The following is a 21,584-nucleotide window of genomic DNA, read 5'->3' on the forward strand; positions in this document are numbered from 1 at the left end:
AGTGCCACCATGGGCCAAGACACCATTTACATCCTGGGGGGCGACCAGACCGACTTCGCCGTCAATGCATCCCGCCAGGGAGAAGGCATTTTTGAGCTGCTGCAGCAAGCCGTCCAGGGGGCCTTGCACCACGCAGGCGTGGAGGCGCGCGAGGTGCAGGGCGGCCACATCGGCAACTTTGTGGGCGAGCTCTTTACGGGGCAGGGCCAGCTGGGTGGCATGTTCGCGGCCATCGACCCTGCGTTCTACGGCATGCCCGCAGGGCGGCACGAGGCAGCCTGTGCATCTGGCAGCATTGCGGCGCTGGCAGCGACGGCCGAGATCCAGGCGCAGCGCTACGACTGCGTGCTGGTGGCCGGTGTGGAGCTGGAGCGCAACGTGCCCGGTTCCGTGGCTGCGCGCCACCTGGGCGCTGCCACCTGGGTGGGCCAAGAGGCGCAGGACGTGCGTTACGCCTGGCCCCACATGTTCCACCTGGTGGGCCAGGAGTACGAGCGCCGCTACGGCCTGAAGTATGAGCACCTGGGTCGCATTGCCGAGATCAATCTGACCAATGCCAGGCGCAACCCCAAGGCACAGACGCGCAGCTGGAGCTACAGCCCGCGCAGCTTCACGGCCGATGACGAGGCCAACCCCGTGATTGAAGGCATGATCCGGCGCCAGGACTGCGGCCAGGTCACCGACGGGGCGGCCGCTGTGGTGCTGGCCTCCGAGCGCTTTGCCACTCAATGGGCAGCACGCCACGGGCGAACACTTGACAGCATCCCGCGAATTACCGGCTGGGGCCACCGCACCGCGCACCTCAAGCTCGATGTGAAGCTCCAGGCCAGCGCGCAGCAACCCTATGTGTTTCCGCATGTGCGCGACACTATCCAGGACGCATTCCGGCGCGCGGGCATCCACGATGTGTTCGAGCTCGACGGCATCGAAACCCACGACTGCTTCACCACCACCGAATACATGGCCATTGACCACTTTGGCATCACCCCCCCGGGGCAGAGCTGGCAGGCCATTGAGGACGGCACCATCACCATGGGTGGACGGTTGCCCATCAATGCAAGCGGCGGACTCATTGGCCTGGGTCACCCGGTGGGTGCCACGGGGGTACGCATGCTGCTGGATGCAATGCGACAGGTGTCGGGCCAAGCGGGTGATTGCCAGATCGAGGGTGCTCGCCGTTGTGCCACGCTGAACATTGGCGGCAGCGCCACTACTGTGGTCAGTTTCGTGGTGGAGTGCTGAGAAGTTCTACTTCCACCACCCAGGTCATCGCGCCAGCGCACCCACTACGCGAGCGGCCGCGTGGATCTCTGCATCGTCAAACCCCGCATAGCCCAGCAGCCAGCCCCGGCGCGCCGACTGCATCGCATAGCGCGACAGCGGCGCCAGCATCACGCCCGCCGCCAGCGCCTGGCGGCTCAGGGTTTCGTCGTCGGTGCCGGGGGCTACCTCGTGCAGCAGGTGCATGCCGCGATCGCTGGCGGCCAGTTGCCAGGCGCCGTTGCTGGCCTCGGCCAGTGCGGCGCGCAGCGTGTGTTGCCGCCGCAGGTACAGCTCGCGCATCTGCCGCAGGTGGCGCAGCAGGTGGCCTTCGGCAATGAAGCGCGCCAGCACCGCTTGCGCGTCGCCGGGTGCGTGCCGGTCGGTGATAGCGCGGGCCATGGCAAAGGCCTCCACCAGCGCGGGCGGCACCACCACAAAGCCCAGGCGCAGGCCGGGGTGCAGCGTCTTGCTGAAGGTGCCCACGTACAGCACGCGCTCCGAGCCCGGCAGGCTGCACAGCGCCGGTACCCGCTGGGCAGCGCCGCCGTACTGGAACTCGCCGTCGTAGTCGTCCTCGACCACCCAGGCGTCGTGCGTGCGCGCCCACTGCAGCAGCGCCTGCCGCCGCGCCAGGCCCATGCACACGCCGGTGGGGAACTGGTGCGTGGGTGTGACGACGGCCATGCGCGCGTTCGGCCATTGCGCCGCAGCGGTGTCGATGCGCAGGCCGTCTCCATCCATGTCCACCGGCCGCGCCAGCGCGCCGTGGCCCAGCAGGCTGGCGCGGATGCCGGGGTAGCCGGGGTCTTCCACCAGCACCTCGTCGCCCACGTCCAGCAGCAGCCGCGCAATCAGGTCAATGCCCTGCTGCGAGCCCGAGCACACCACCACCTGCGCCGCATCGCAGCGGATGCCGCGCGAAGCCCACAGCCATTGCGCCACGGCCTGGCGCAGGTCGGGGTCGCCGGCCGGGTCCAGGTACTGCGCGCGGTGGCTGCGCTGGCTGGTGCTGGCCTGGCGGGTCAGGCGGTCCCACAGCGCAAACGGAAAGGTGGCGACCTCGGGCGCTCCAATGCGAAATGCCTGGGCCGCCGCCAGGGGCGGGCGCCAGCGCGCCGCCGTGTCGGCGATCATCTGCCCCCGGCGCGACAGGCCCCGGGGCGGCGCCACCAAGCCTTGCGCTGCGGGCAGTGTGGCGGCCACGGCCTGCGACACATAGGTGCCGTCGCCCACGCGGGCTTCCACATAGCCCTCGGCCTGCAGGCGCTGCACGGCCCACAGCACGGTGTTGCGCGACACGCCCAGGCTGGCCGCGTGCTCGCGCGAGGGCGGCAGGCGGGTGCCTGCGCGCAGGCTACCCTGCTCTATGGCGCGGCGCAGTTGCGCATACACCTGCTGGCGCAGGGTGGCGGTGGTTCGATTGGCTCCGGGGCTGGGCACGAATTGGCCCTTTCAATGGGGCGTTGCACTCATAAACTGAAGAACCATTGTAAAAACCCGGGCCGCAGCTTGCCGGCCTGATCCTCTTGAAAGCACCCCATGGCCGAGCACACCGCCACTATCACCTGGTCCCGTGGCAACGATGACTTTCTGGACAAGCGCTACCACCGCGCCCACACCTGGCAGTTTGATGGCGGCGCCACCGTGGCCGCGTCGTCGTCGCCCCATGTGGTGCCGCTGCCGTATTCCGACGCGGCGGCGGTGGACCCGGAAGAAGCCTATGTCGCCGCGCTGTCGAGTTGCCACATGCTGTGGTTCATGGACTTTGCCAGCCGCGCGGGCTATCGGCTCAACCACTACACCGACGCGGCCGTGGGCACCATGGCCAAGAACGCGGAGGGCCAGCTGGTGGTCACCCATGTGCAGCTGAGGCCCGTCACGCGCTTTGACGCGGCGCACGCGCCCAGCGCTGCACAGCTGGACGAGCTGCACCACCGCGCCCACACATCCTGCTTTCTGGCCAACTCGGTCAAGACGCAGATCGACTGCGCCCCGGTGCTTGAAGTGGAAGGGGGCTGACATGGCCAACCCCAACCGGCAGTTTCAGGTGGCCGACGCCGCAGCCCAGCAAGCCCTGGTGCGTGCCCAGCCGTTGGCCACGCTGGTCATCGCGCAGGAAGGCTCGTTGCACGTCAACCACATCCCGCTGTACCTGGACCCGGCGCGCGGCCCGCAGGGCACCCTCATTGGCCACGTGGCCCGCGCCAACGCGCTGTGGCCGCTCTTGCCCCAGCAGGCGGTGGCGGTGTTCCACGGCCCGCAGGCCTATGTGTCGCCCTCGTGGTATCCGTCCAAGGCCCTGGACGGCAAGCAGGTGCCCACGTGGAACTACGCCACCGTGCACGCCCACGGCGCTTTGAGCGCGTTTGACGACCCCGAACGCCTGCGCGCCATCCTGCACACCCTGAGCGAGCAGCACGAGGCCCACCGCGCCGACCCCTGGCGCATCGACGATGCACCGCCCGACTACATCGACAAGCTGCTGCGCGCCATCGTGGGCATCGAGCTGGCTGTGGAGCGCTGGGAGGGCATCTGGAAGGTCAGCCAGAACCGCACCGACACCGACCGCGCCGGCGTGGTGCAGGGCCTGATGGCGGAGGGCACCAGCGCGGCCGAGGACATGGCGGCGCTGGTGCTGGACCGGTTGATAGGCTGAGGGATGCCATCGGCAGGGGCTATCAAGATTGATAGCAGCCCAGGCCTGATGCACTGGCGCTACCGCCCGATTTGGCTCCAAAACATCGCACCAACGCGTTTTCAGGTGGCGCTCACCCCTCCAGCGTCTCCACCCGCAGCGTGACCACCGGGCCGGCCACCGCCGGGTGCGCGGCCAGTGCGTGTACTGCCAGATCTACCGTGGCTTGCGCGACGGCATCGGTCAGCACCAGCACCTGGTTGCCGCTGCCGAGCGGCAAGGCCTTGTCATGCGCCAGTGCCACCTGCAGCACCGGCACCTGCTGCGCAGCCAGCCAGGCGCCCACGGCCTCGATCTGCTGCGCGCTGTGCACCGGCACGCGCAGGTAGTGGCGTGTGTGCACGGCTGCACGCGGCAGCACCGCCAGTTGCTCGTCCACGGCGTGGGGGTGGAAGCCCAGGTGTGGCACGCGCTGCGCCGCGTGGGTGCCATCGAGCCGCGCCACATCCACCAGGTCGGCAATCACGGCCGACGCGGTCTGTTCCGACCCCGCACCCGCGCCGTAGTACATCGTCACGCCGGAGGCATCGCCCTTGACCATCACGGCGTTCATGGACCCGTTCACATGCGCCAGCAAATGCGTGGCGGGCACCAGCGCGGGCTGCACGCGCAGCTCCACCCCTTCGGTATCACCCTCCTTGCGACGCTTGGCCACGCCCAGCAGCTTGATGCGGTAGCCCAGTTGCTCGGCGCAGGCCACGTCCAGGCCCTGCAGCGTGGTGATGCCCTCCACCTGCGCATCGGCAAAGCGCACCGGCATGCCAAACGCATTGGCGGCCAGCAGCGAGATCTTGTGCGCGGCGTCCAGGCCCTCGATGTCAAACGTGGGGTCGGCCTCGGCATAGCCCAGCGCTTGGGCCTGGGCCAATGCTTCGGCAAAGCCCACGCCTTCGTCGCGCATCTTGCTCAGGATGAAGTTGGTGGTGCCGTTGATGATGCCTGCCACCCACTCGATACGGTTGGCCGTGAGGCCCTCGCGCAGCGCCTTCACGATGGGGATGCTCACGGCCACAGCGCCTTCGTACGCCACGGCCACGCCGTGCTGGCGCGCGGCGGCAAAGATCTCGTTGCCATGCTCGGCCAGCAGCGCCTTGTTGGCGGTGACCACATGTTTGCCCGCGCGGATGGCGGCCAGCACCCAGTCGCGCGCGGGGCCGGTGCCGCCTGCGGCCTCCACCAGCACATCCACGTCGGGGTGGGTGGCGACCTGCATGGGGTCGTTGGTCAGCGCCACGTCCTTGCCCACCACACTCATGGCGCGGGCCAGACTGCGGGCGCAGACCAACACCAGCTTGATGCCCCGGCCCGCGCGGGCGGCAATCAGCGCCTGGTTGCGCGCCAGCACGCGAAAGGTGCCCGCGCCCACGGTGCCAATGCCAATGATGCCCACGCGCAGGGGGCGCATGGCCGTGGCGGACGACGGCAACAACGGGGCTTCGAGGGACTGGACGGGATCGCGGTACATGGACTTCTCCGGCTAACGAACAAACAAAAAAACCCAGCTGCCAGAGCTGGGTTTCGTGCATTCGTCTTGGGGGAGAAGAGAGCGATCACCAGGTGGCTGCCGAGACGGCCACCTGCGCGTGCTCAGGTGGCCGCGGTGGTAATGGTGGTAATCATTCGTGCACCCAGTGCCCGCTGTTCACCATTGGCCCGCGTGGAGGCGGGCGGCATCATGCCCATGCCTTGGAAGGCAGTGGCGCGTGCGGTGGTGATGGGGAGGGAGGTGAACGACATGAAGGGCGCAGTGTACCGGATGCGGGCCAGGGCCTGTCAACCCGCATGTACGCACCTTTGTTGGCCTGTGGCGCAACGGCCTCACTGCGCCTGGGTGGCCGCCACGCGCACCATGCGGATCGCATCGAACGGGCAGCGCACCGCACACAGCGCGCACCCGGTGCAGCCCGGCGCGTCGTGCAGGGTGGAGCACTTGGGGCCCCAGGGCCACGTGCCCAACACCTGCAGCGACAGCACATGCGGCGGGCACACCGCCACACACCAGCCGCAACCGGTGCAGCGCTGGGGGTCGATGGTGGGCAAGGCCTTGGGGCTTGTGGTGGTCATGGGGTGCCTGGTGCTGGCAGTGTGCCCCTGGAGCGGGCTCCCCACAAGGCGCGCGCTACAGTGCTCCCATGAATGCAGAACCCAATTCCATCTTCACCCGCCATCTGTTGATCACCGGCCATGTCCAGGGCGTGGGCTACCGGTGGTCCATGGTGCAGGCCGCCGAACGCCTGGGCGTGACGGGTTGGGTACGCAATCGCCAGGATGGCCGCGTGAAGGCCTGCGCCTGGGGCCCGGAACCCGCCGTGCTGGCGCTGATCGACTGGGCGCACCAGGGGCCGGAGCATGCGCGGGTGGACCGCGTGGTGGTGGGCAACGTGCCCGATGGTGGCGAGGCGCCGCAGGGCTTCACGCAGCGCGAGACGGTGTAGCGCCCAGCTGCCTGAGCAACTCCATTGCCCCGGCAGGCGCTCGCTCCTTGGCCCCGTTGATGAAGTACACAAACACATCGCGTGGCCGCGCGCCGCTGGTCCAGGTGCGCACGCCCTGCGCCCATTGCGCAATCGCCTCGGGCGTGTAGCCCATGGGTACATCGGCCTGGCTGCGCATCAGCCGCAGGTAGGCAAAGTCGGCCTCTGCATCTGCGATGGCCGGAAATTGGTCGGAGTCGGTGTACACAGGCACGCAGCCATACCGGCGCGCCAGCGCCACAAACGCGGGCGTTGCAAAACTAGGGTGGCGCACATCCAGCGCGTGGCGCAGCCGCAGGCCGTCCACCTGCTGTGGCAGCAGTGCCAGAAAGGCCTCGAAGTCGCCCGGATCAAACGCCTTGGTCGGCATGAACTGCCACACGATGGGCCCGAGCTTGTCCTTTAGTTCCGAGATGCCACTGTCGACAAACCGCGCGATGGAATCGCCAGCGTCTGCAAGCACACGGCGGTGGGTCGCAAAGCGGTTGGCCTTGAGCGAGAAAGTGAAGCCTTCGGGCGTTTCATCACGCCATTTGGCAAAGGTGGGTGGTTTGAAGGTGCTGTAGTAGGTGCCGTTGACCTCGATCGCCGTGAGCTGTCGGCTGGCGTACTGCAGCTCCCTGCTGTGCGCAAGCCCTGCGGGGTAGAAGCTGCCGCGCCAGGGCTCGAAGGTCCAGCCGCCGATGCCGACGCGGATGCGTGGGTTGCTGGCGCTGATCTCGCTCTGCGGGATGCTGACAGGTGTGTCCACGGCGTTGCCCTTTTGAGAGTCCACGGAGCGGCCACTGTAGCAGCGGCGCTGGCGCGCATGCCTATGCCGGGAGCGCCTCTGGCAGCTCCACCCGCGCCTCCAGTCCCTGGGCGCCATCTGCACGCGGCCCCAGCACCAGCCGCCCGCCCAGGGCCTTGGCCAGCTCGCTGGCAATGGCCAGGCCCAGACCGGTGCCACCGGTGCCCCGGTTGCGCGAATCTTCCAGCCGCACATAGGGCTGTAGCACGGCGGCGAGATCCGCCGGGGGGATGCCAGGCCCATGATCGATGACACTCACCAGGCACTGGCCTGGCCTTTCTGCCTCCAGCGTCAGCTCGGCGGCGCCTGCAAACTTGAGCGCGTTGTCCACCAGATTGCACAGCAGGCGGCGCAGGGCCTGGGGGCGGGTGTCGCAGGTCACATCCACTGCCTGCAGCACTTGTACCGGCAGGCCGGCATCGGCGTAGTCGCGCGCAATGCTCTCCACCAGCGCGCGCAGGTCCACGCGCTGCGGGGGCTCGCGCACGGCCTGCGATGAGCGCGCGTAGGCAATGCCCTCTTCCACCAGCGACTGCATCTCGGCCAGGTCGGCGTGCAGCTTGTCCCGCAGCGTGGTGTCGTCCAGCAGATCCGCGCGCAGGCGCAGCCGGGTGATGGGTGTTTGCAGGTCGTGCGAGACGGCGGCCAGGATTTGCATGCGTTCCTGAAGATGCGCCTGGATGCGCTGCTGCATGTGGTTGAAGGCAACGGCGGCGCGCACCACTTCGCGCGGGCCGTCTTCAGCCAGCGGCACGGTGGGGCGGTCGGCGCCCAGCGCATCGGCTGCATCAGCCAGCGTGCTCAGGGGCCGCGTGGCTGCACGCACGGCCCACGCGCACAGGCCCACCAGCAGCGCCAGCTGCAGTGCCAGCGCGCCCAGCACCCAGGGCGATATCTGCAGCCGGGGCTCGTCCATGTCCACGGCCAGGGGCGTACCGTCGGCCAGGCGCAGTTGCAGCCGCAGCTCGATGCCCGGCACATGGGGGTCGATCACCTGCACCGGGCGGTCAGTGGGCAGCGTGGCAGCCACAGCGCTGGCGACCAGGCGTGCGAGCTGGGACGGGTCGGCAGGTGCGTCCAGCGGTTCGGCCAGTGCAAAGCGGTAGTTGCGGCGCGCCAGCCGGTCCACCCACTGTGCGCGCTCGGTGGCGGGCAGGCGCTCCAGCATGGCGACTGAGCTGGCCACGTCACTGGCGAAATACGACACCATGGCCCGCCGCATGGTCATGCTGCGCTCGGTGAACGCGAGCACAAACGTCAGCGCATGTGCCAGCGCCAGGCCCAGTGCCATCACCAGCAGGATGCGCCCAAACAAAGAGCGCGGCCACCAGCGCAGCGTCATGGCGCGGCTCCTGCGGGTGCTGCCGCAGCTTGCACATCGGCGCAGAACACATAGCCCTCGTTGCGCACGGTCTTGATGTAGCGCGAGCCGCGTGCGCCTCGTGCGTCGTCTCCCAGCCGCTGGCGCACGCGGCTTACCAGCAGGTCGATGGAGCGGTCGAACACATCGGCATCGCGCCCCTGTGTGAGCTGCAGCAGCTGGTCGCGTGTGAGGATGCGCTGCGGGTGGTCCAGCAGCACACGCAGCAGACGGTATTCGGCGCCCGACAGCGCCACCACTGCGCCCGTGGCATTGAGCAGGTGGCGTGCGGTGGTGTCCAGCCGCCAGTCCCCAAACGTGAGGTGGCGCGCGGGCTCGGCCTTGGCCAGATTGGGCGGCAGCATGCGCGTGCGCCGCAGCACCGCGTGGATGCGCGCCAGCAGCTCGCGCGCAGCAAAGGGTTTGGTCAGGTAGTCGTCTGCACCCAGCTCCAGGCCCAGGATGCGGTCAGCCTCGTCGCTGCGCGCGGTGAGCATGATGATGGGCAGCGGCGGCGCGCCGGGACTGCGCAGCTCACGGCACAGGGTGATGCCGTCGGTACCCGGCAGCATCAGGTCCAGCACCAGCAGATCGATGCGCTGCGTGGCCAGCACCTCGCGCATCTGCCGCCCGTCGGCGGCCACGCTCACCTGCAGTCCCTGGCGCTGCAGGTACTCGGCAGCCAGTTCGCGGATGCCGGCGTCGTCATCGACGATCAGGATGTGGTCGGGCGGGGGCGTCGTCATGGCGGCCATTGTCCGGGCTTTGGCGTGCGCGCGGTGGGGCGACTTCGGGCCCGTATGTATCTGAACTTGTCTGCACCGTGCATCGACAAGCGTGCATACCAAAAGCCCCTGGCCAGACAAATCGCCGATACCTGCGCTGGCTTCAATGCGGTCTTCCTGAACTTCACGAGGACCTTGCCATGAAACCATCCATCGCCGTGACTGCCCTGCTGACCCTGGGCCTGGCGCAGGCAGCCAGCGCGCAAGAGGCTGCGGCAGCGCCGCCAGCCGCTGTGGCGCCTGCACCGGGTGCAACCCACCCCAAAGCCCCCTTGGGCCGCTGGATCACCGAGAGCGGCAATCTGGAAGTGAACATCGCCCCCTGCAACCCCGCCGGTGGCAACACCCTGTGCGGCAAGGTGGTGCGTGTGCTGGCCAACCGCTCCATGAGCGCGCCGGGCGCCGACATGGCGGCGGCCGACGCGCGGCCTGCGCTGGGCATGACCCTGCTGTCGGGCCTGCGCCCGGCGGAGGGCGGCAGCAGCGAGTACCAGGGCGAAATCTACAACCGCGAGAACGCCAAGACGTACCGCGTCAACCTGACGCCGGCCGAGCCGGAACAACTGCTGGTGCACGCATATGTGGGCATTCCGCTGTTCGGCAAAACCCAGGTGTGGCGCCGTCCGGCGGCCGAGCAGGGGAGCGGGCAATGACCATGGCCACCACCTCACCCTGGCTGGCCGTGGCCGCCGGCATGCTCACGGTGGGCGCGCCCTGCGTGTTGCCCATGCTGCCCGTGGTGCTGGGGGCCTCGGTGAGTGGTACCGACTCAGCGCAGCGCACACGCCCGCTGTTTATTGCCCTGGGCTTTGCACTGTCGTTCGCGGCCGTGGCGCTGTTGTTCAGCAGCTTCACGCAGGTGCTGGGTGTGTCGCAAGAAGGCCTGCGCCGCTTTGCCGCCGTGATGCTGCTGGTGTTTGGCGTGCTCACCGTGTGGCCCCGGCCGTTCCAGTGGCTCAGCCAACATGCGGGCGGCGTGCTCAACCGCTTGGCCAGCCTGGGCATGGGCAGCGGGGGCGGCAACTGGGGCGGGCTGCTGTTGGGCCTGAGCCTCGGTGCGGTCTGGACGCCCTGCGCCGGGCCCGTGCTCGCCTCCATCCTCACCCTCATCGCCACGGAGCCTGCGGGCGTAGGCACCGCCGTGCTGCTGCTCGCGTATTCCACCGGCGCAGCGCTGCCCATGCTGGCCATCGCCTATGGCGGCCAGGCTGCTGCCACCCATGTGCGTCGCATTGCCCGCCATGCGCACCGCGTGCAGCAGGTGTTTGGCGTGGTGGTCATTGCCGTCGCGCTGGCCATGCTGTGGGAGGTGGATGGGCAGATCACCGCCTGGCTCACGCAGTTTTATCCCTCGGGCTGGGGCGGCCTGTAAGGGGCGACACCCCACCCGATTGCAAGGAGCTTTCACCATGACATTGCACCCCTCTTCCCCACGCTTTTCCGAGCGCCGCGCTTTCCTGGCGTCGATGGCCGCTGCACTGGCGGCCCCCGGCTTGGTGTATGCAGCCGGCCCCGCCAGCCCCGCCGCAGCGTTGCCCGACTTGGGCGCTGCACCGGAGTTCACTGGCATCGAGCGCTGGCTCAACTCCGAACCGCTGAGCCTGGCGCAGTTGCGCGGCCGCGTGGTGCTGGTTGACTTCTGGACGTACGCCTGCATCAACTGCATCCGCACCCTGCCCCATGTGAACCGCTGGGCCGAGCAATACACGCCCCAAGGGCTCACCGTGGTGGGCGTACACACGCCAGAGTTTCCGTTCGAGCGCCCGACCGCCAATGTGGAAGCCGCCATGCGCCGCCACGGCGTCAAGCACCCCGTGGCACAGGACAACCGCTACGGCACCTGGAAGGCCTACAGCAACCAGTACTGGCCCGCCACCTACCTCATCGATGCGCAAGGCCGCATTCGCTACAAGCACTTTGGCGAAGGCGAATACGAGCGCACCGAAGGCGTGATCCGCACGCTGCTGGCCGCGCGCGGCTGATCGGCCCGACCGATTCCGTTTCCTTTTTTGTTCTTCCCCACCCCACGTTTCTTGACCGAGGTCTTTTCACCATGCGCTCTTTTACTCGCCATATCACCTCCTCCTTCACCGCCGTCGCCCTGGCTTGCACCCTCCTGGGGGTCGTGCCTGCCAGCCAGGCCCAGGCCCCCCAGCTGCCGCCGCCAGACGCCACCAACCCCGTGACCCTGCAGCTGATGCAGGGCTTCCCTCCGGCGCCCGATAAGATTGTGCGCCTGGCCAACATCCTCAAGTACCCCAACGTGCGCTGGGCCGCGCAGCACCTGCGCGAACTGGGGCCCACGGCCACCATCTGGCGGGGTGCCGCAGCGCCCAGCGCACTGCCCGCAGCGCCGCGCGCGTTGCCCGATACCCTGGCGTTTGCCGACGACAAGGGCGCGCCCACCACGCTGGCCGACTGGCAGAAGGCCACCTACACCGACGCCCTGCTGGTACTGCACCGGGGCCGTGTGGTGTACGAGCGCTATCACATCGGCATGCAGCCGCAGCAACCGCATGTGCTGTGGTCCATGAGCAAATCGCTGGTGGGGCTGCTGGTGACGGAGCTCATCCAGGAAGGCGCCATCGACGCCGGTGCGCGCATCGTGCGTTACCTGCCCGAACTGGCCAACAGCGCCTGGGCCGATGCCACCGTGCAGCAGACCCTGGACATGACCACCAGCGTGAAATACGCCGAAGACTTTGCGGACCCCACCTCCGGTGTCTTTCAGTACCTGGCCGCTGCGGGCCTGCAGCCTGCGCGCCCCGGCAGCAATGGGGCCAAGAGCATGGCCGAGCACCTGCCCACTGTGCAAAAGGACGGCGAGCACGGCACCGCATTTGCCTACAAGTCGGTGGACACGGAAGTGCTGGGCTGGCTGCTGCAGCGCTTGACGGGCAAGAGCTACGCCACGCTGCTGTCCGAGCGCATCTGGTCCCAGCTGGGCACGCAAGAGGACGCCTATGTGTTTGCCGACGCCAACGGCGGCCAGGCCACCAGCGTGGGCGTGAACGCCACCCTGCGCGACCTGGGCCGCCTGGGCGAGATGCTGCGATCCAACGGACGCTTCAACGGTCAGCAGATCGTCTCGCCCGCCACCATTGCCGAGCTGCGCAAAGGGGCCGACCCCGCCCAGTTCAGCAAGGCCCCGGGCACGGCCATGCGCGCGGGCTACTCGTACCACAACCAGTGGTGGATACCCCACGATGCCGATGGCACCTTTGAAGCCAAGGGCCTGATGGGCCAGCACATCCACATCAACCCGGCGGCCGAGCTGGTGGTGGTGAAGTTCTCCACGCACCCCGTGCCCAACACCGCCTTCACCCACGCGCTGGACCGGCAAGCCTTTGCCGCACTGGCCAAGGCCGTGCGCTGAGCCTGCCCGCACGTTGCTGCTTCACCCCCCACGAGGACCGTTTCACCATGTCCCCCCAACCCTGGCTGGCCAGCTATGGCGCTATCCCTGCCCACATCGATCCCGACAGCCATCCCAGCATCGTGCACCTGCTGTGTGCCGCCATGCAGCGGTACGCGCACCGGCCCGCATTCACCTGCCTGGGCCAGACGCTGACCTATGCGCATGTGGACCAGCAATCCTGCGCGTTTGCGGCCTACCTGCAGAACGTGCTGCGCGTGCGCAAGGGCGACCGCATTGCCGTGATGTGCCCGAACCTGATGGCGTTTCCCATCGCCATGCTCGGCATTGCGCGCGCGGGCTGTGTGCAGGTGAACGTGAATCCGCTGTACACCCCGCGGGAGCTGGAGCACCAGCTACAGGACGCGGGAGCCAGGGTGATGGTGATCTATGCAGGGTCTACTGCGACCCTGGCTGCCATCCAGGACCGTGTGGAACTGCACAGCATCATCACCGTGGCGCCCGGCGACGGCACCGCAGCCGACCTGCCTGGGCCGCCTGTGGATGCCCACCTGCACACCACCACCTCGTTTGCGCGCGCCCTGGCCGAGGGCGCCACCCTGCCTTTTGCGCCACCTGTGCTGGAGGGGGGCGACCTGCTGTTCCTGCAGTACACCGGGGGCACCACGGGCCTGTCCAAGGGCGCCATGCTCACGCACCGCAACCTGGTGGCCAACGTGGAGCAGTTCAAGGCCTTCGTGCCCGATGCCCTGCGCCCCGCGCAAGAGGTCATCGTCACGGCCATTCCGCTGTATCACATCTTCGCGCTGATGGTGAACCTGATCAGCTACTTTGCGGTGGGCGCACGCAACTGGCTGGTGCCCAACCCGCGTGACCTGGACGCGCTGATCGATGTGTTGAACGCCGCGCGCCCCAGCGTGTTCATGGGGGTCAACACGCTGTACGCCGGGCTGGCGGCGCACCCTGGCACGCAGGGCGTGGACTTCTCCAACCTGCGGCTGGCGGGCGGCGGCGGCGCTGCCATCCTGCCCTCGGTCTCTGCCCGCTGGCAGGCCATCACCGGCCAGTTCATCCGCGAAGGCTACGGCCTGAGCGAGACCAGTCCCGTTGTGGCCTTCAACCCCGCATCGGTCACGGCTTTCAGCGGCAGCACCGGCCTGCCCCTGCCTTCCACCGACGTGCTGCTGCTGGACGAGCAGGACCACCCCGTGCCTCTGGGCCAGCCTGGTGAGGTCTGCGTGAAAGGCCCCCAGGTCATGGGCGGCTACTGGCAGCAGCCCGAGGCCAACGCCGCAGCATTTACCCGCGACGGATACTTCCGCACCGGCGACATCGGCCAACTGGACGAGCGCGGCTTCCTCAAGATCGTGGACCGCAAGAAGGACATGGTCATCGTCTCAGGCTTCAACGTCTTTCCCAACGAAGTCGAAGCCGTGGCCACCGCCTGCCCCGGCGTGCTGGAATGCGCCTGCATCGGCGTGCCGGACGAGAAGACGGGCGAGGCGCTGCGGCTGTATGTGGTGCGCGCGGCGGGCACTGCGCCACCGGTGGATGCAGACCAGATCGCAGCACATTGCCGCGCCGCACTCACCCCCTACAAGGTGCCCCGGCAGATCGTGTTTGTAGAGGCCCTGCCCAAGTCCAGCGTTGGCAAGATCCTGCGCCGCGAGCTGCGCGACATGGTGTGAGCGCGGGCAGCGGTGGTTTCAGACGGTGGCGGGCTTGCGCAGATGAGAGATGCGAGCCACCTCAGTGCGTGTCTGTCATCAGCCACGCCGCTGCAGATCTCGAGCCCCATAGGCGCAGTAACCCGGCTTGGGGCTCTTCTTCTGCGGGTGCAGGCGGCAGGTCTCGGGTCGCTTGTCATACACCGTGCACAGCCGGGTCTTGGGGTCGAGAAAGTTGCAGTCCCCACTCGCCCGCCGCGCCATCGTGAAGACCGCGTTCTTGTGGTTGAAGTGGTCAATCAGCCGCGCCTTCTGCAGCCGCTTGGCAATGTGGCGAATCTCTTCATGCTCGGCCTCGAACGGGTCCACCAGTTCAAGCCGTACCAGGTCCGACAGCTGTACCTCCAGCGGCATCGTGCAGCAGTTGGCCGCGCAGCTGTCGCACAGGCCTGCGCGGTAGCGGGTCCAGGTGTCCAGGCGGTCTACGTCAACGATGGCGATGGGGGATCTCATGGCGTGGGCTTGGACAGTTGCAAGTCCAGCGGCTGCGCCTGCGCCGCCAGCGCATGCAACTCGTCGCCTGTGAGGCGGTAACGGATCCACTCGCTCTGCGGGCGGGCACCCAGGCTGTCATACAGCGCGATGGAAGGTGTATTCCAGTCCAGCACACTCCACTCGAAGCGCCCGCAGTCGTTGTCCACGGCGATGCGTGCGAGTTGCCTGAGCAGCGCCATGCCCGCGCCTTTGCCGCGGTGCTCTGGCGACACGTACAGGTCTTCCAGATACAGACCGTGGCGGCCCTGCCAGGTCGAATAGTTGAAGAAGTACACCGCGAAGCCCACGGGGGTATCGCCGTCCTCGCAGATCAGACCATGCACCTTGGGATTGGCGCAGAACAGCGTGCGGTGTACATGCGCGGGGGTGGCCAGCGCCTCCTGCTCAGCCTTCTCATAGATCGCCAGTTCCCGCACGAAGTGCAGGATCAGGTCGGTGTCGTCAATGGTGGCAGGGCGGATGGCGAGTTGGGTCATGCGAAGAAGCTCAGGCAAAGGGCACAAAGGCCACCCGAGGGTGGCCTTCCGAATACGCTGGCGGCGGCAGAGGGCAGCCGTGACGATCAAGTGATCGATCAGACGTCGATATTGCCCGCCCGCAAAGCGTTGGTTTCGATGAAATCCCGGCGTGGCTCGACTTCATCGCCCATCAGCATTGTGAACACGCGGTCGGCCTCGATCGCATCATCGATCTGCACGCGCAGCAGGCGGCGCACGTTGGGGTCCATCGTCGTTTCCCACAGCTGCTCGGGGTTCATCTCGCCCAGGCCCTTGTAGCGCTGGCGGCTGGTGGTGCGTTCGGCTTCGGCAATCAGCCACTTCATGGCCTGGCGGAAGTCGCTGACCTTTTCTTCCTTCTGCTTGTCGCCTTCGCCGCGCATCGCCTTGGCGCCTTCGGCCAGCAGGCCGCGAAAGGTTTCGGCGGCTTCGGCCAGGGCGGCGTAGTCGGCGCCGTGCACAAAGTCTTGCGTGATGACGCTGCTCTTGATATTGCCGTGGTGGCGGCGGCTGATGCGCAGCAGGGGCTTGTCGGTGCGGGCGTCGAATTCACCGGCCACTTCGGCGGGCGCGCCGGTGGTGTTCAACTCGCGCAGCTTGGCTTGCAGAGCCACGGCGCTGGCCTCGGCATCGGCCACGGTGTCGAGCTTCAGGCTCACGCCGTCGGCAATGGCGCGCAGGGCTTCAGCGTCCATGAAGTTGCCCAGGCGGGCGATGACGCTTTCAGCGATCTGGTGCTTGCGCGCCAGTTCGGCCAGGGTGTCGCCGGTCAGGGTTTGTGGGTTGGCGCCGCCGGTGGTCACGCTGGCGTGGTTCAGCGCAATGCGCAGCAAGAAGCCGTCGAGCGCGGGGGCGTCCTTCAGGTACAGCTCTTCCTTGCCCGCCTTGACCTTGTACAGCGGCGGCTGGGCGATGTAGATGTGGCCGCGCTCGACCAGCTCGGGCATCTGGCGGTAGAAGAAGGTCAGCAGCAGGGTGCGGATGTGGGCGCCGTCCACGTCGGCGTCGGTCATGATGATGATGCGGTGGTAGCGCAGCTTGGCCACATCAAAGTCGTCGCCGCCGGTGGTGCCGCCCGCCTTGCCGATGCCGGTGCCCAGGGCGGTGATCAGCGTGAGGATTTCGTTGCTGGTCAGCAGCTTTTCGTAGCGGGCTTTTTCCACGTTCAGGATCTTGCCGCGCAGGGGCAGGATGGCCTGGAACTTGCGGTCGCGGCCCTGCTTGGCAGAGCCGCCGGCGGAGTCGCCCTCGACGATGTAGATCTCGCACAGAGCGGGGTCTTTTTCCTGGCAGTCGGCCAGCTTGCCGGGCAGGCCCATGCCGTCGAGCACGCCCTTGCGGCGGGTCATTTCGCGGGCCTTGCGGGCGGCTTCCCGGGCCTTGGCGGCCTCGACGATCTTGCCACAGATGATCTTGGCGTCGTTGGGCTTTTCTTGCAGGTAGTCCGTCAGCAGCTTGCCCACGATGTCTTCCACCGGGGCGCGCACTTCGCTCGACACCAGCTTGTCCTTGGTCTGGCTGCTGAACTTGGGCTCGGGCACCTTCACGCTGAGCACGCAGCACAGGCCTTCGCGCATGTCATCGCCAGTGACTTCGACCTTGGCCTTCTTGGCCAGCTCGTTTTCTTCGATGTACTTGTTGATGACGCGGGTCATCGCGGCGCGCAGGCCGGTGAGGTGGGTGCCGCCGTCACGCTGGGGGATGTTGTTGGTGAAGCACAGCACTTGCTCGGTGTACGCGCTGTTCCACTGCATGGCCACTTCCACGCCGATGTGCGTGCCGGGGATGCCACCGTAGCTCTCGGCCGGGCGCTCGCCTGCGGCGTAGAACGAGGTGGGGTGCAGAACAGTCTTGCCCTTGTTGATGAATTCGACAAAGCCGCGCACGCCACCGGCGCCCGAGAAGTCGTCTTCCTTGCCGCTGCGCTCGTCCTTGAGACGAATGCGCACGCCGTTGTTCAGGAACGAAAGTTCGCGCAGGCGCTTGGCCAGGATCTCGTAGTGGAAGTCGTTGTTCTCTTTGAAGATCTCGGTGTCGGGCAAAAAGTGCACTTCAGTGCCGCGCTTTTCGGTCTCGCCGGTCACCTTCATGGGGCTGACTTCAAAGCCGTCCACGGTGGCCAGCAAGCGGTCTTGCACAAAGCCGCGCGCGAATTCGATCTGGTGCACTTTGCCTTCGCGGCGCACGGTCAGGCGCAGCCATTTGGACAGTGCGTTCACGCAGCTCACGCCCACGCCGTGCAGGCCGCCCGACACCTTGTAGCTGTTCTGGTTGAACTTGCCGCCCGCGTGCAGTTCGGTCAGGGCAATTTCTGCCGCCGAGCGTTTGGGCTCGTGCTTGTCGTCCATCTTCACGCCGGTGGGGATGCCACGGCCGTTGTCGGTCACGCTGATGGAGTTGTCGGTGTGGATGGTGACGACGATGTCATCGCAGTGGCCGGCCAGGGCTTCGTCGATGGAGTTGTCGACCACTTCGAACACCAGGTGGTGCAGGCCGGTGCCGTCACTGGTGTCGCCGATGTACATGCCAGGGCGCTTGCGCACGGCCTCCAGGCCTTCGAGGATGGTGATGGCGCCTTCGCCGTAGCTTTCGCTGGCGCCGGCCTGGTTGGTGTCGATCTTGTTGACGGTGGGCTCCACATGGCCGGAGACGCCGGAGGATTCGGGCTCGGAGGGAATGTTGTTGTCAACGGTCATGGTGGGCCTTGGGATCCGTGGAAACCGGGGTTTCCAATATGTTCAATGGTCAAATTGGGCGCAAGCGCATATTGAATATGCGCTTGCAGCTATCAATACAGTAGCGGTTGCGGTGTGGCGATGCAACTGTGAAGCAGGGCGGGTGTCACGCCGCCTCAGATGCGCATGGGCATCACGACGTACTTGAAGCTGTCGTTGTCGGGGATGGTCAGAAGCGCAGAGCTGTTGCCGTCCGAAAGCTCCACCTTCACCATGTCCTGGCCCATGTTGGCCAGGGCGTCGATGAGGTAGGTCACGTTGAAGCCGATCTCGATGGTGTCGCCACCGTAGTCGATGTCGAGCTCGTCCACGGCCTCTTCCTGCTCGGCGTTGTTGGACGCCACGCGCAGGGTGCCGGGCTCCAGGTTCAGGCGCACGCCCTTGAACTTGTCGCTGGTCATGATGGCCGTGCGCTGCAGGCTGGCCAGCAGCGGGGCGCGGCCCAGGGTGACGCTGTTCTTGTGGTTCTTGGGGATCACGCGGTTGTAGTCGGGGAACTTGCCCTCGACCAGCTTGGTGACGAACTCCATGCCGCCAAACGTGAACTTCGCCTGGTTGTTGGCGAACTGCATCTCGATGTGTGGCTGGTTCTCGCCGCCCGCGTCACTCAGCAGGCGCTGCAGTTCGATCACGGTCTTGCGCGGCAGGATGACTTCCTGCTTGGGCACTTCCACATCCAGCGTGGCGCTGGCAAAGGCCAGGCGGTGGCCGTCGGTGGCGACGAGGCTCAGTGTCTTGCCCTCGGCCACGAACAGGATGCCGTTGAGGTAGTAGCGGATGTCCTGCACCGCCATCGCAAACGACACTTGGCCGAGCAAGTCCTTGAGGGTCTTTTGCGGCACGGCGAACACGGGGCCAAAGGCGGCGGATTCCTGCACCAGCGGGAAGTCTTCAGCCGGCAGGCTTTGCAGCGTGAAGCGGCTCTTGCCGCCCTTGAGGATGAGCTTGGACTGGGCCGATTCGAGGCTCACGGTCTGGTCACCGGGCATGGTGCGCAGAATGTCGATGAGCTTGCGCGCGCCCACGGTGGTGGTGAAGTCGCCGGTGTCGCCGCCCAGTTCGGCGGTGGTGCGGATCTGGATTTCGAGGTCGCTGGTCGTCAGCTGCAGGGCATTGCCCGTCTTGCGGATCAGCACATTGGCCAGAATGGGCAGCGTGTGGCGGCGCTCGACGATGCCAGCCACGGACTGCAGAACCGCGAGAACCTTGTCTTGTGTTGCCTTCAGGACGATCATGTCATCAACCTCTTGTGGATTTTCTAAACCGGTGCGTCGGCAGCGGCACGGGTGGTGCCCCCCCTGCTGCCCAATCCGTCATTTTGCCCTGTAAGCGGCTGTTCACCTTCTTGGGGGCGCAATGAACAAGTTCTTACAGACACCAGCCTCAGGGAGCGCATGGGGCATCAGCCTTTCAGCGTCTGCTCCAGCACGTGCAGCTGCTGGTTCAGCTCGGTCAGCTGCTGGCGCTCGCCCGCAATCTTGCGCACGGCATGCAAAACGGTGGTGTGGTCGCGCCCGCCAAACAATTCTCCGATCTCGGGAAGGCTCTTTTGCGTCAGCTCCTTGGCCAGGTACATCGCAATCTGGCGCGGGCGGGCAATGCTGGCCGGGCGCTTCTTGCTGTACATGTCGGCGACCTTGATCTTGTAGTAGTCGGCCACCGTCTTCTGGATGTTTTCCACAGAAATCTGCCGGTTCTGGATGGACAGCAGATCACGCAGCGCCTCGCGGGCGAGCTGGATCGAAATCTCTTTCTGGTTGAAGCGCGAGTACGCCAGGATCTTGCGCAGCGCGCCTTCGAGCTCGCGCACGTTGGAGCGCACGTTCTTGGCCACGAAGAAGGCGACTTCTTCCGGCATCTCGGTGCCTTCGACGCGCGCCTTGTTGATCAGGATGGCCACGCGCATTTCGAGCTCGGGCGGCTCGATGGCGACCGTGAGGCCCGAGTCGAAGCGCGAGACCAGCCGCTCATGGATGTTGGCCAAGCCCTTGGGATAGGTGTCTGACGTCATCACGATGTGCGACTTCTTGGCCAGCAGGGCTTCGAACGCGTTGAAGAATTCTTCCTGCGTGCGGTCCTTGTTGGCGAAGAACTGCACATCGTCGATCAGCAGCAGGTCGAGCGAGTGGTAGCGCTCTTTGAATTCGTCAAAGGTGCGGCGCTGGTACGCCTTAACCACATCCGACACGAACTGCTCGGCGTGGATGTAGAGAACTTTGGCGTCGGGCTTGTCCTGCAGCAGGCGGTTGCCCACAGCGTGCACCAGGTGGGTCTTGCCCAGGCCCACGCCGCCATAGATGAACAGCGGGTTGTACAGGTGGCCGGGCATGCCCGCCACGTGCATGGCGGCCGAGCGCGCCATGCGGTTGGCCGTGCCTTCCACCAGCGTCTCGAACGTGAGGGCGGCGTTCAGCCGGTTGCGGAACGCGCCCGCCGTGGCGTCGTCACTGCTGCTGGAGGGCGCTTCGGCCGGTGCTGCGGGGCTGGCTGGTTCTTGCGCGGTGGGCCGCACGTAAGTACGGGCAACGGATTCGCGCTGAGCGAGCGCTAACTCCAGTGTGACTGGCTGGCCGTACAGGCCTTCAAGCAGCGCGGCAATGCGGCCTGCGTACTGGGCGCGGATCCAGTCGAGCTTGAAGCGGTTGCCCACGAGCAGCGTGACTTTGGAGAAGTCCTCGGCCACTTGGGCCACCAGGGGCTTGATCCAGGTGTTGAATTGTTGTTCTGGCAGGTCTTGTGCCAGTTGCTCAACGCAGGCTTGCCACAGGCCCTGACCGGCATCTGAGCCGGGCGAATTGATAGGGCTGCGGGTGGGTTCCTCGGTCATTTCTGGGGAATTCTTATTGTGGATAGGAGGAACGGGGTAAGGCGGTGGATTGTAGCTTGTCAAGGAGTTATCCACAATTTGAAGGCGGCTGTCATCCGGGGGAATCCGGGGTTGCCATGCGGGGAAGACGTGGCCTGAAAGGGGCGGGCGCTGCAGCCTCCGCGACCCGCTGGTAAAGGCCTGCCCATCGAAAGGCATTGCCAGTCGGCCACAAGCCTGCGATAATTTTGGGTTTCCCTGAATGTGTTCAGGGTGATTTGACCCGGCGCGCCGTTATTTCTGCCCCGTGGGTCTGCCTCCAGGCGATGTTTCATACATAGTGTGGGTGTGCAGATTGCAGGGGGTTCAAGAGCAGCAGTCCGGAACTGAACCTCAAGGAATAGCACCATGAAACGTACTTACCAGCCCTCCAAGACGCGCCGCGCGCGCACCCACGGTTTCCTCGTCCGCATGAAGACCCGCGGCGGCCGTGCCGTTATCAACGCACGCCGCGCCAAGGGCCGCAAGCGCCTGGCCGTCTAAGGCCGTTACGGTCTACGGCCTGCTCCCCGCCTGTTCCC

Annotated in this window: 22 protein-coding genes; 10 read left to right on the forward strand and 12 right to left on the reverse strand. The window is 66.6% G+C overall.

Features of this window, described 5'->3' with window-relative positions; genetic code table 11:
- Positions 1–9 precede the first annotated feature (9 nt).
- The gene (locus ACODSM_RS00990; protein ID WP_488804033.1) at positions 10–1,242 is read left to right on the forward strand and encodes an acetyl-CoA acetyltransferase; all 1,233 of its coding nucleotides are present in this window, start codon (positions 10–12) and stop codon (positions 1,240–1,242) included.
- 24 nt (positions 1,243–1,266) lie between these two features.
- On the opposite strand, the gene pdxR is transcribed toward ACODSM_RS00990, so the two are convergent.
- Complete coding sequence (gene pdxR / locus ACODSM_RS00995) at positions 1,267–2,703, reverse strand: MocR-like pyridoxine biosynthesis transcription factor PdxR (protein WP_488804034.1); 1,437 nt, start codon at positions 2,701–2,703, stop codon at positions 1,267–1,269.
- Positions 2,704–2,802: 99 nt separating this feature from the next.
- Here pdxR and ACODSM_RS01000 point away from each other — a divergent pair, with 99 nt between their 5' ends.
- Both ACODSM_RS01000 and ACODSM_RS01005 read left to right on the forward strand, forming a co-directional pair.
- Positions 2,803–3,282: an OsmC family protein gene (locus ACODSM_RS01000; RefSeq protein ID WP_015011844.1), complete on the forward strand. Its 480-nt coding sequence runs from the start codon at positions 2,803–2,805 to the stop codon at positions 3,280–3,282.
- 1 nt (position 3,283) lies between these two features.
- Entirely contained in the window at positions 3,284–3,919 is a 636-nt protein-coding gene (locus tag ACODSM_RS01005) for an FMN-binding negative transcriptional regulator (RefSeq protein ID WP_488804035.1), read from the forward strand.
- 112 nt (positions 3,920–4,031) lie between these two features.
- Here the strand turns inward: ACODSM_RS01005 and ACODSM_RS01010 are convergent, their stop codons facing one another.
- The 3 genes from ACODSM_RS01010 to ACODSM_RS01020 form a co-directional block, all read right to left on the reverse strand.
- Positions 4,032–5,423, reverse strand: coding sequence for a homoserine dehydrogenase (locus ACODSM_RS01010; protein WP_488804036.1), 1,392 nt, complete (start codon positions 5,421–5,423; stop codon positions 4,032–4,034).
- A 122-nt stretch (positions 5,424–5,545) separates the two neighbouring features.
- Positions 5,546–5,695: a hypothetical protein gene (locus ACODSM_RS01015; RefSeq protein ID WP_295940959.1), complete on the reverse strand. Its 150-nt coding sequence runs from the start codon at positions 5,693–5,695 to the stop codon at positions 5,546–5,548.
- 81 nt (positions 5,696–5,776) lie between these two features.
- Positions 5,777–6,022 carry an ATP-binding protein gene (locus ACODSM_RS01020; protein ID WP_488804037.1) on the reverse strand — a complete coding sequence of 82 codons (246 nt, stop codon included), beginning with the start codon at positions 6,020–6,022 and terminating at the stop codon, positions 5,777–5,779.
- 68 nt (positions 6,023–6,090) lie between these two features.
- Between ACODSM_RS01020 and ACODSM_RS01025 the strand changes: the two genes are divergently transcribed.
- Positions 6,091–6,393, forward strand: coding sequence for an acylphosphatase (locus ACODSM_RS01025; protein ID WP_488804038.1), 303 nt, complete (start codon positions 6,091–6,093; stop codon positions 6,391–6,393).
- Here the strand turns inward: ACODSM_RS01025 and ACODSM_RS01030 are convergent.
- From ACODSM_RS01030 to ACODSM_RS01040, 3 genes are all read right to left on the reverse strand, one after another.
- Positions 6,371–7,183, reverse strand: a complete 813-nt coding sequence (locus tag ACODSM_RS01030; RefSeq protein WP_488804039.1) for a DUF72 domain-containing protein — start codon at positions 7,181–7,183, stop codon at positions 6,371–6,373. The genes ACODSM_RS01025 and ACODSM_RS01030 overlap by 23 nt on opposite strands.
- A 61-nt stretch (positions 7,184–7,244) precedes the next feature.
- Positions 7,245–8,564: an ATP-binding protein gene (locus tag ACODSM_RS01035; protein ID WP_488804040.1), complete on the reverse strand. Its 1,320-nt coding sequence runs from the start codon at positions 8,562–8,564 to the stop codon at positions 7,245–7,247.
- The gene (locus ACODSM_RS01040) at positions 8,561–9,328 is read right to left on the reverse strand and encodes a response regulator (RefSeq protein ID WP_488804041.1); all 768 of its coding nucleotides are present in this window, start codon (positions 9,326–9,328) and stop codon (positions 8,561–8,563) included. Before ACODSM_RS01040 ends, ACODSM_RS01035 begins: the two co-directional genes overlap by 4 nt.
- Before the next feature lie 179 nt (positions 9,329–9,507).
- Between ACODSM_RS01040 and ACODSM_RS01045 the strand changes: the two genes are divergently transcribed.
- The 5 genes from ACODSM_RS01045 to ACODSM_RS01065 all read left to right on the forward strand — a co-directional run bounded on the left by ACODSM_RS01045 (position 9,508) and on the right by ACODSM_RS01065 (position 14,431).
- Complete coding sequence (locus ACODSM_RS01045; protein ID WP_488804042.1) at positions 9,508–10,020, forward strand: DUF2147 domain-containing protein; 513 nt, start codon at positions 9,508–9,510, stop codon at positions 10,018–10,020.
- Positions 10,017–10,739, forward strand: a complete 723-nt coding sequence (locus ACODSM_RS01050; RefSeq protein ID WP_488804043.1) for a cytochrome c biogenesis CcdA family protein — start codon at positions 10,017–10,019, stop codon at positions 10,737–10,739. The genes ACODSM_RS01045 and ACODSM_RS01050 overlap by 4 nt, the downstream gene beginning before the upstream one ends.
- Before the next feature lie 37 nt (positions 10,740–10,776).
- Positions 10,777–11,349: a thioredoxin family protein gene (locus ACODSM_RS01055; protein WP_488804044.1), complete on the forward strand. Its 573-nt coding sequence runs from the start codon at positions 10,777–10,779 to the stop codon at positions 11,347–11,349.
- Positions 11,350–11,420: 71 nt separating this feature from the next.
- Positions 11,421–12,743, forward strand: coding sequence for a serine hydrolase domain-containing protein (locus ACODSM_RS01060; RefSeq protein WP_488804045.1), 1,323 nt, complete (start codon positions 11,421–11,423; stop codon positions 12,741–12,743).
- 47 nt (positions 12,744–12,790) lie between these two features.
- A complete protein-coding gene (locus tag ACODSM_RS01065) occupies positions 12,791–14,431 on the forward strand; it encodes an AMP-binding protein (protein ID WP_488804046.1) in 1,641 nt (546 codons plus the stop codon).
- 78 nt (positions 14,432–14,509) lie between these two features.
- Here the strand turns inward: ACODSM_RS01065 and ACODSM_RS01070 are convergent, their stop codons facing one another.
- The 5 genes from ACODSM_RS01070 to dnaA all read right to left on the reverse strand — a co-directional run bounded on the left by ACODSM_RS01070 (position 14,510) and on the right by dnaA (position 21,024).
- Entirely contained in the window at positions 14,510–14,923 is a 414-nt protein-coding gene (locus ACODSM_RS01070; protein ID WP_488804047.1) for a YkgJ family cysteine cluster protein, read from the reverse strand.
- Positions 14,920–15,441: a GNAT family N-acetyltransferase gene (locus ACODSM_RS01075; RefSeq protein WP_488804048.1), complete on the reverse strand. Its 522-nt coding sequence runs from the start codon at positions 15,439–15,441 to the stop codon at positions 14,920–14,922. Before ACODSM_RS01075 ends, ACODSM_RS01070 begins: the two co-directional genes overlap by 4 nt.
- 98 nt (positions 15,442–15,539) lie before the next feature.
- Positions 15,540–18,158 carry a DNA topoisomerase (ATP-hydrolyzing) subunit B gene (gene gyrB, locus ACODSM_RS01080; protein ID WP_108498571.1) on the reverse strand — a complete coding sequence of 873 codons (2,619 nt, stop codon included), beginning with the start codon at positions 18,156–18,158 and terminating at the stop codon, positions 15,540–15,542.
- A gap of 155 nt (positions 18,159–18,313) precedes the next feature.
- On the reverse strand, positions 18,314–19,432 hold the full coding sequence (gene dnaN, locus ACODSM_RS01085; RefSeq protein ID WP_015011829.1) for a DNA polymerase III subunit beta: 1,119 nt from the start codon (positions 19,430–19,432) through the stop codon (positions 18,314–18,316).
- Positions 19,433–19,599: 167 nt separating this feature from the next.
- Entirely contained in the window at positions 19,600–21,024 is a 1,425-nt protein-coding gene (dnaA, locus tag ACODSM_RS01090; RefSeq protein ID WP_116748426.1) for a chromosomal replication initiator protein DnaA, read from the reverse strand.
- Positions 21,025–21,411: 387 nt separating this feature from the next.
- On the opposite strand from dnaA, the gene rpmH reads away from it, so the two are divergent.
- Entirely contained in the window at positions 21,412–21,546 is a 135-nt protein-coding gene (gene rpmH / locus ACODSM_RS01095; RefSeq protein ID WP_005798102.1) for a 50S ribosomal protein L34, read from the forward strand.
- Positions 21,547–21,584: the final 38 nt, after the last annotated feature.

Source organism: Acidovorax sp. FG42 (assembly GCF_057809195.1).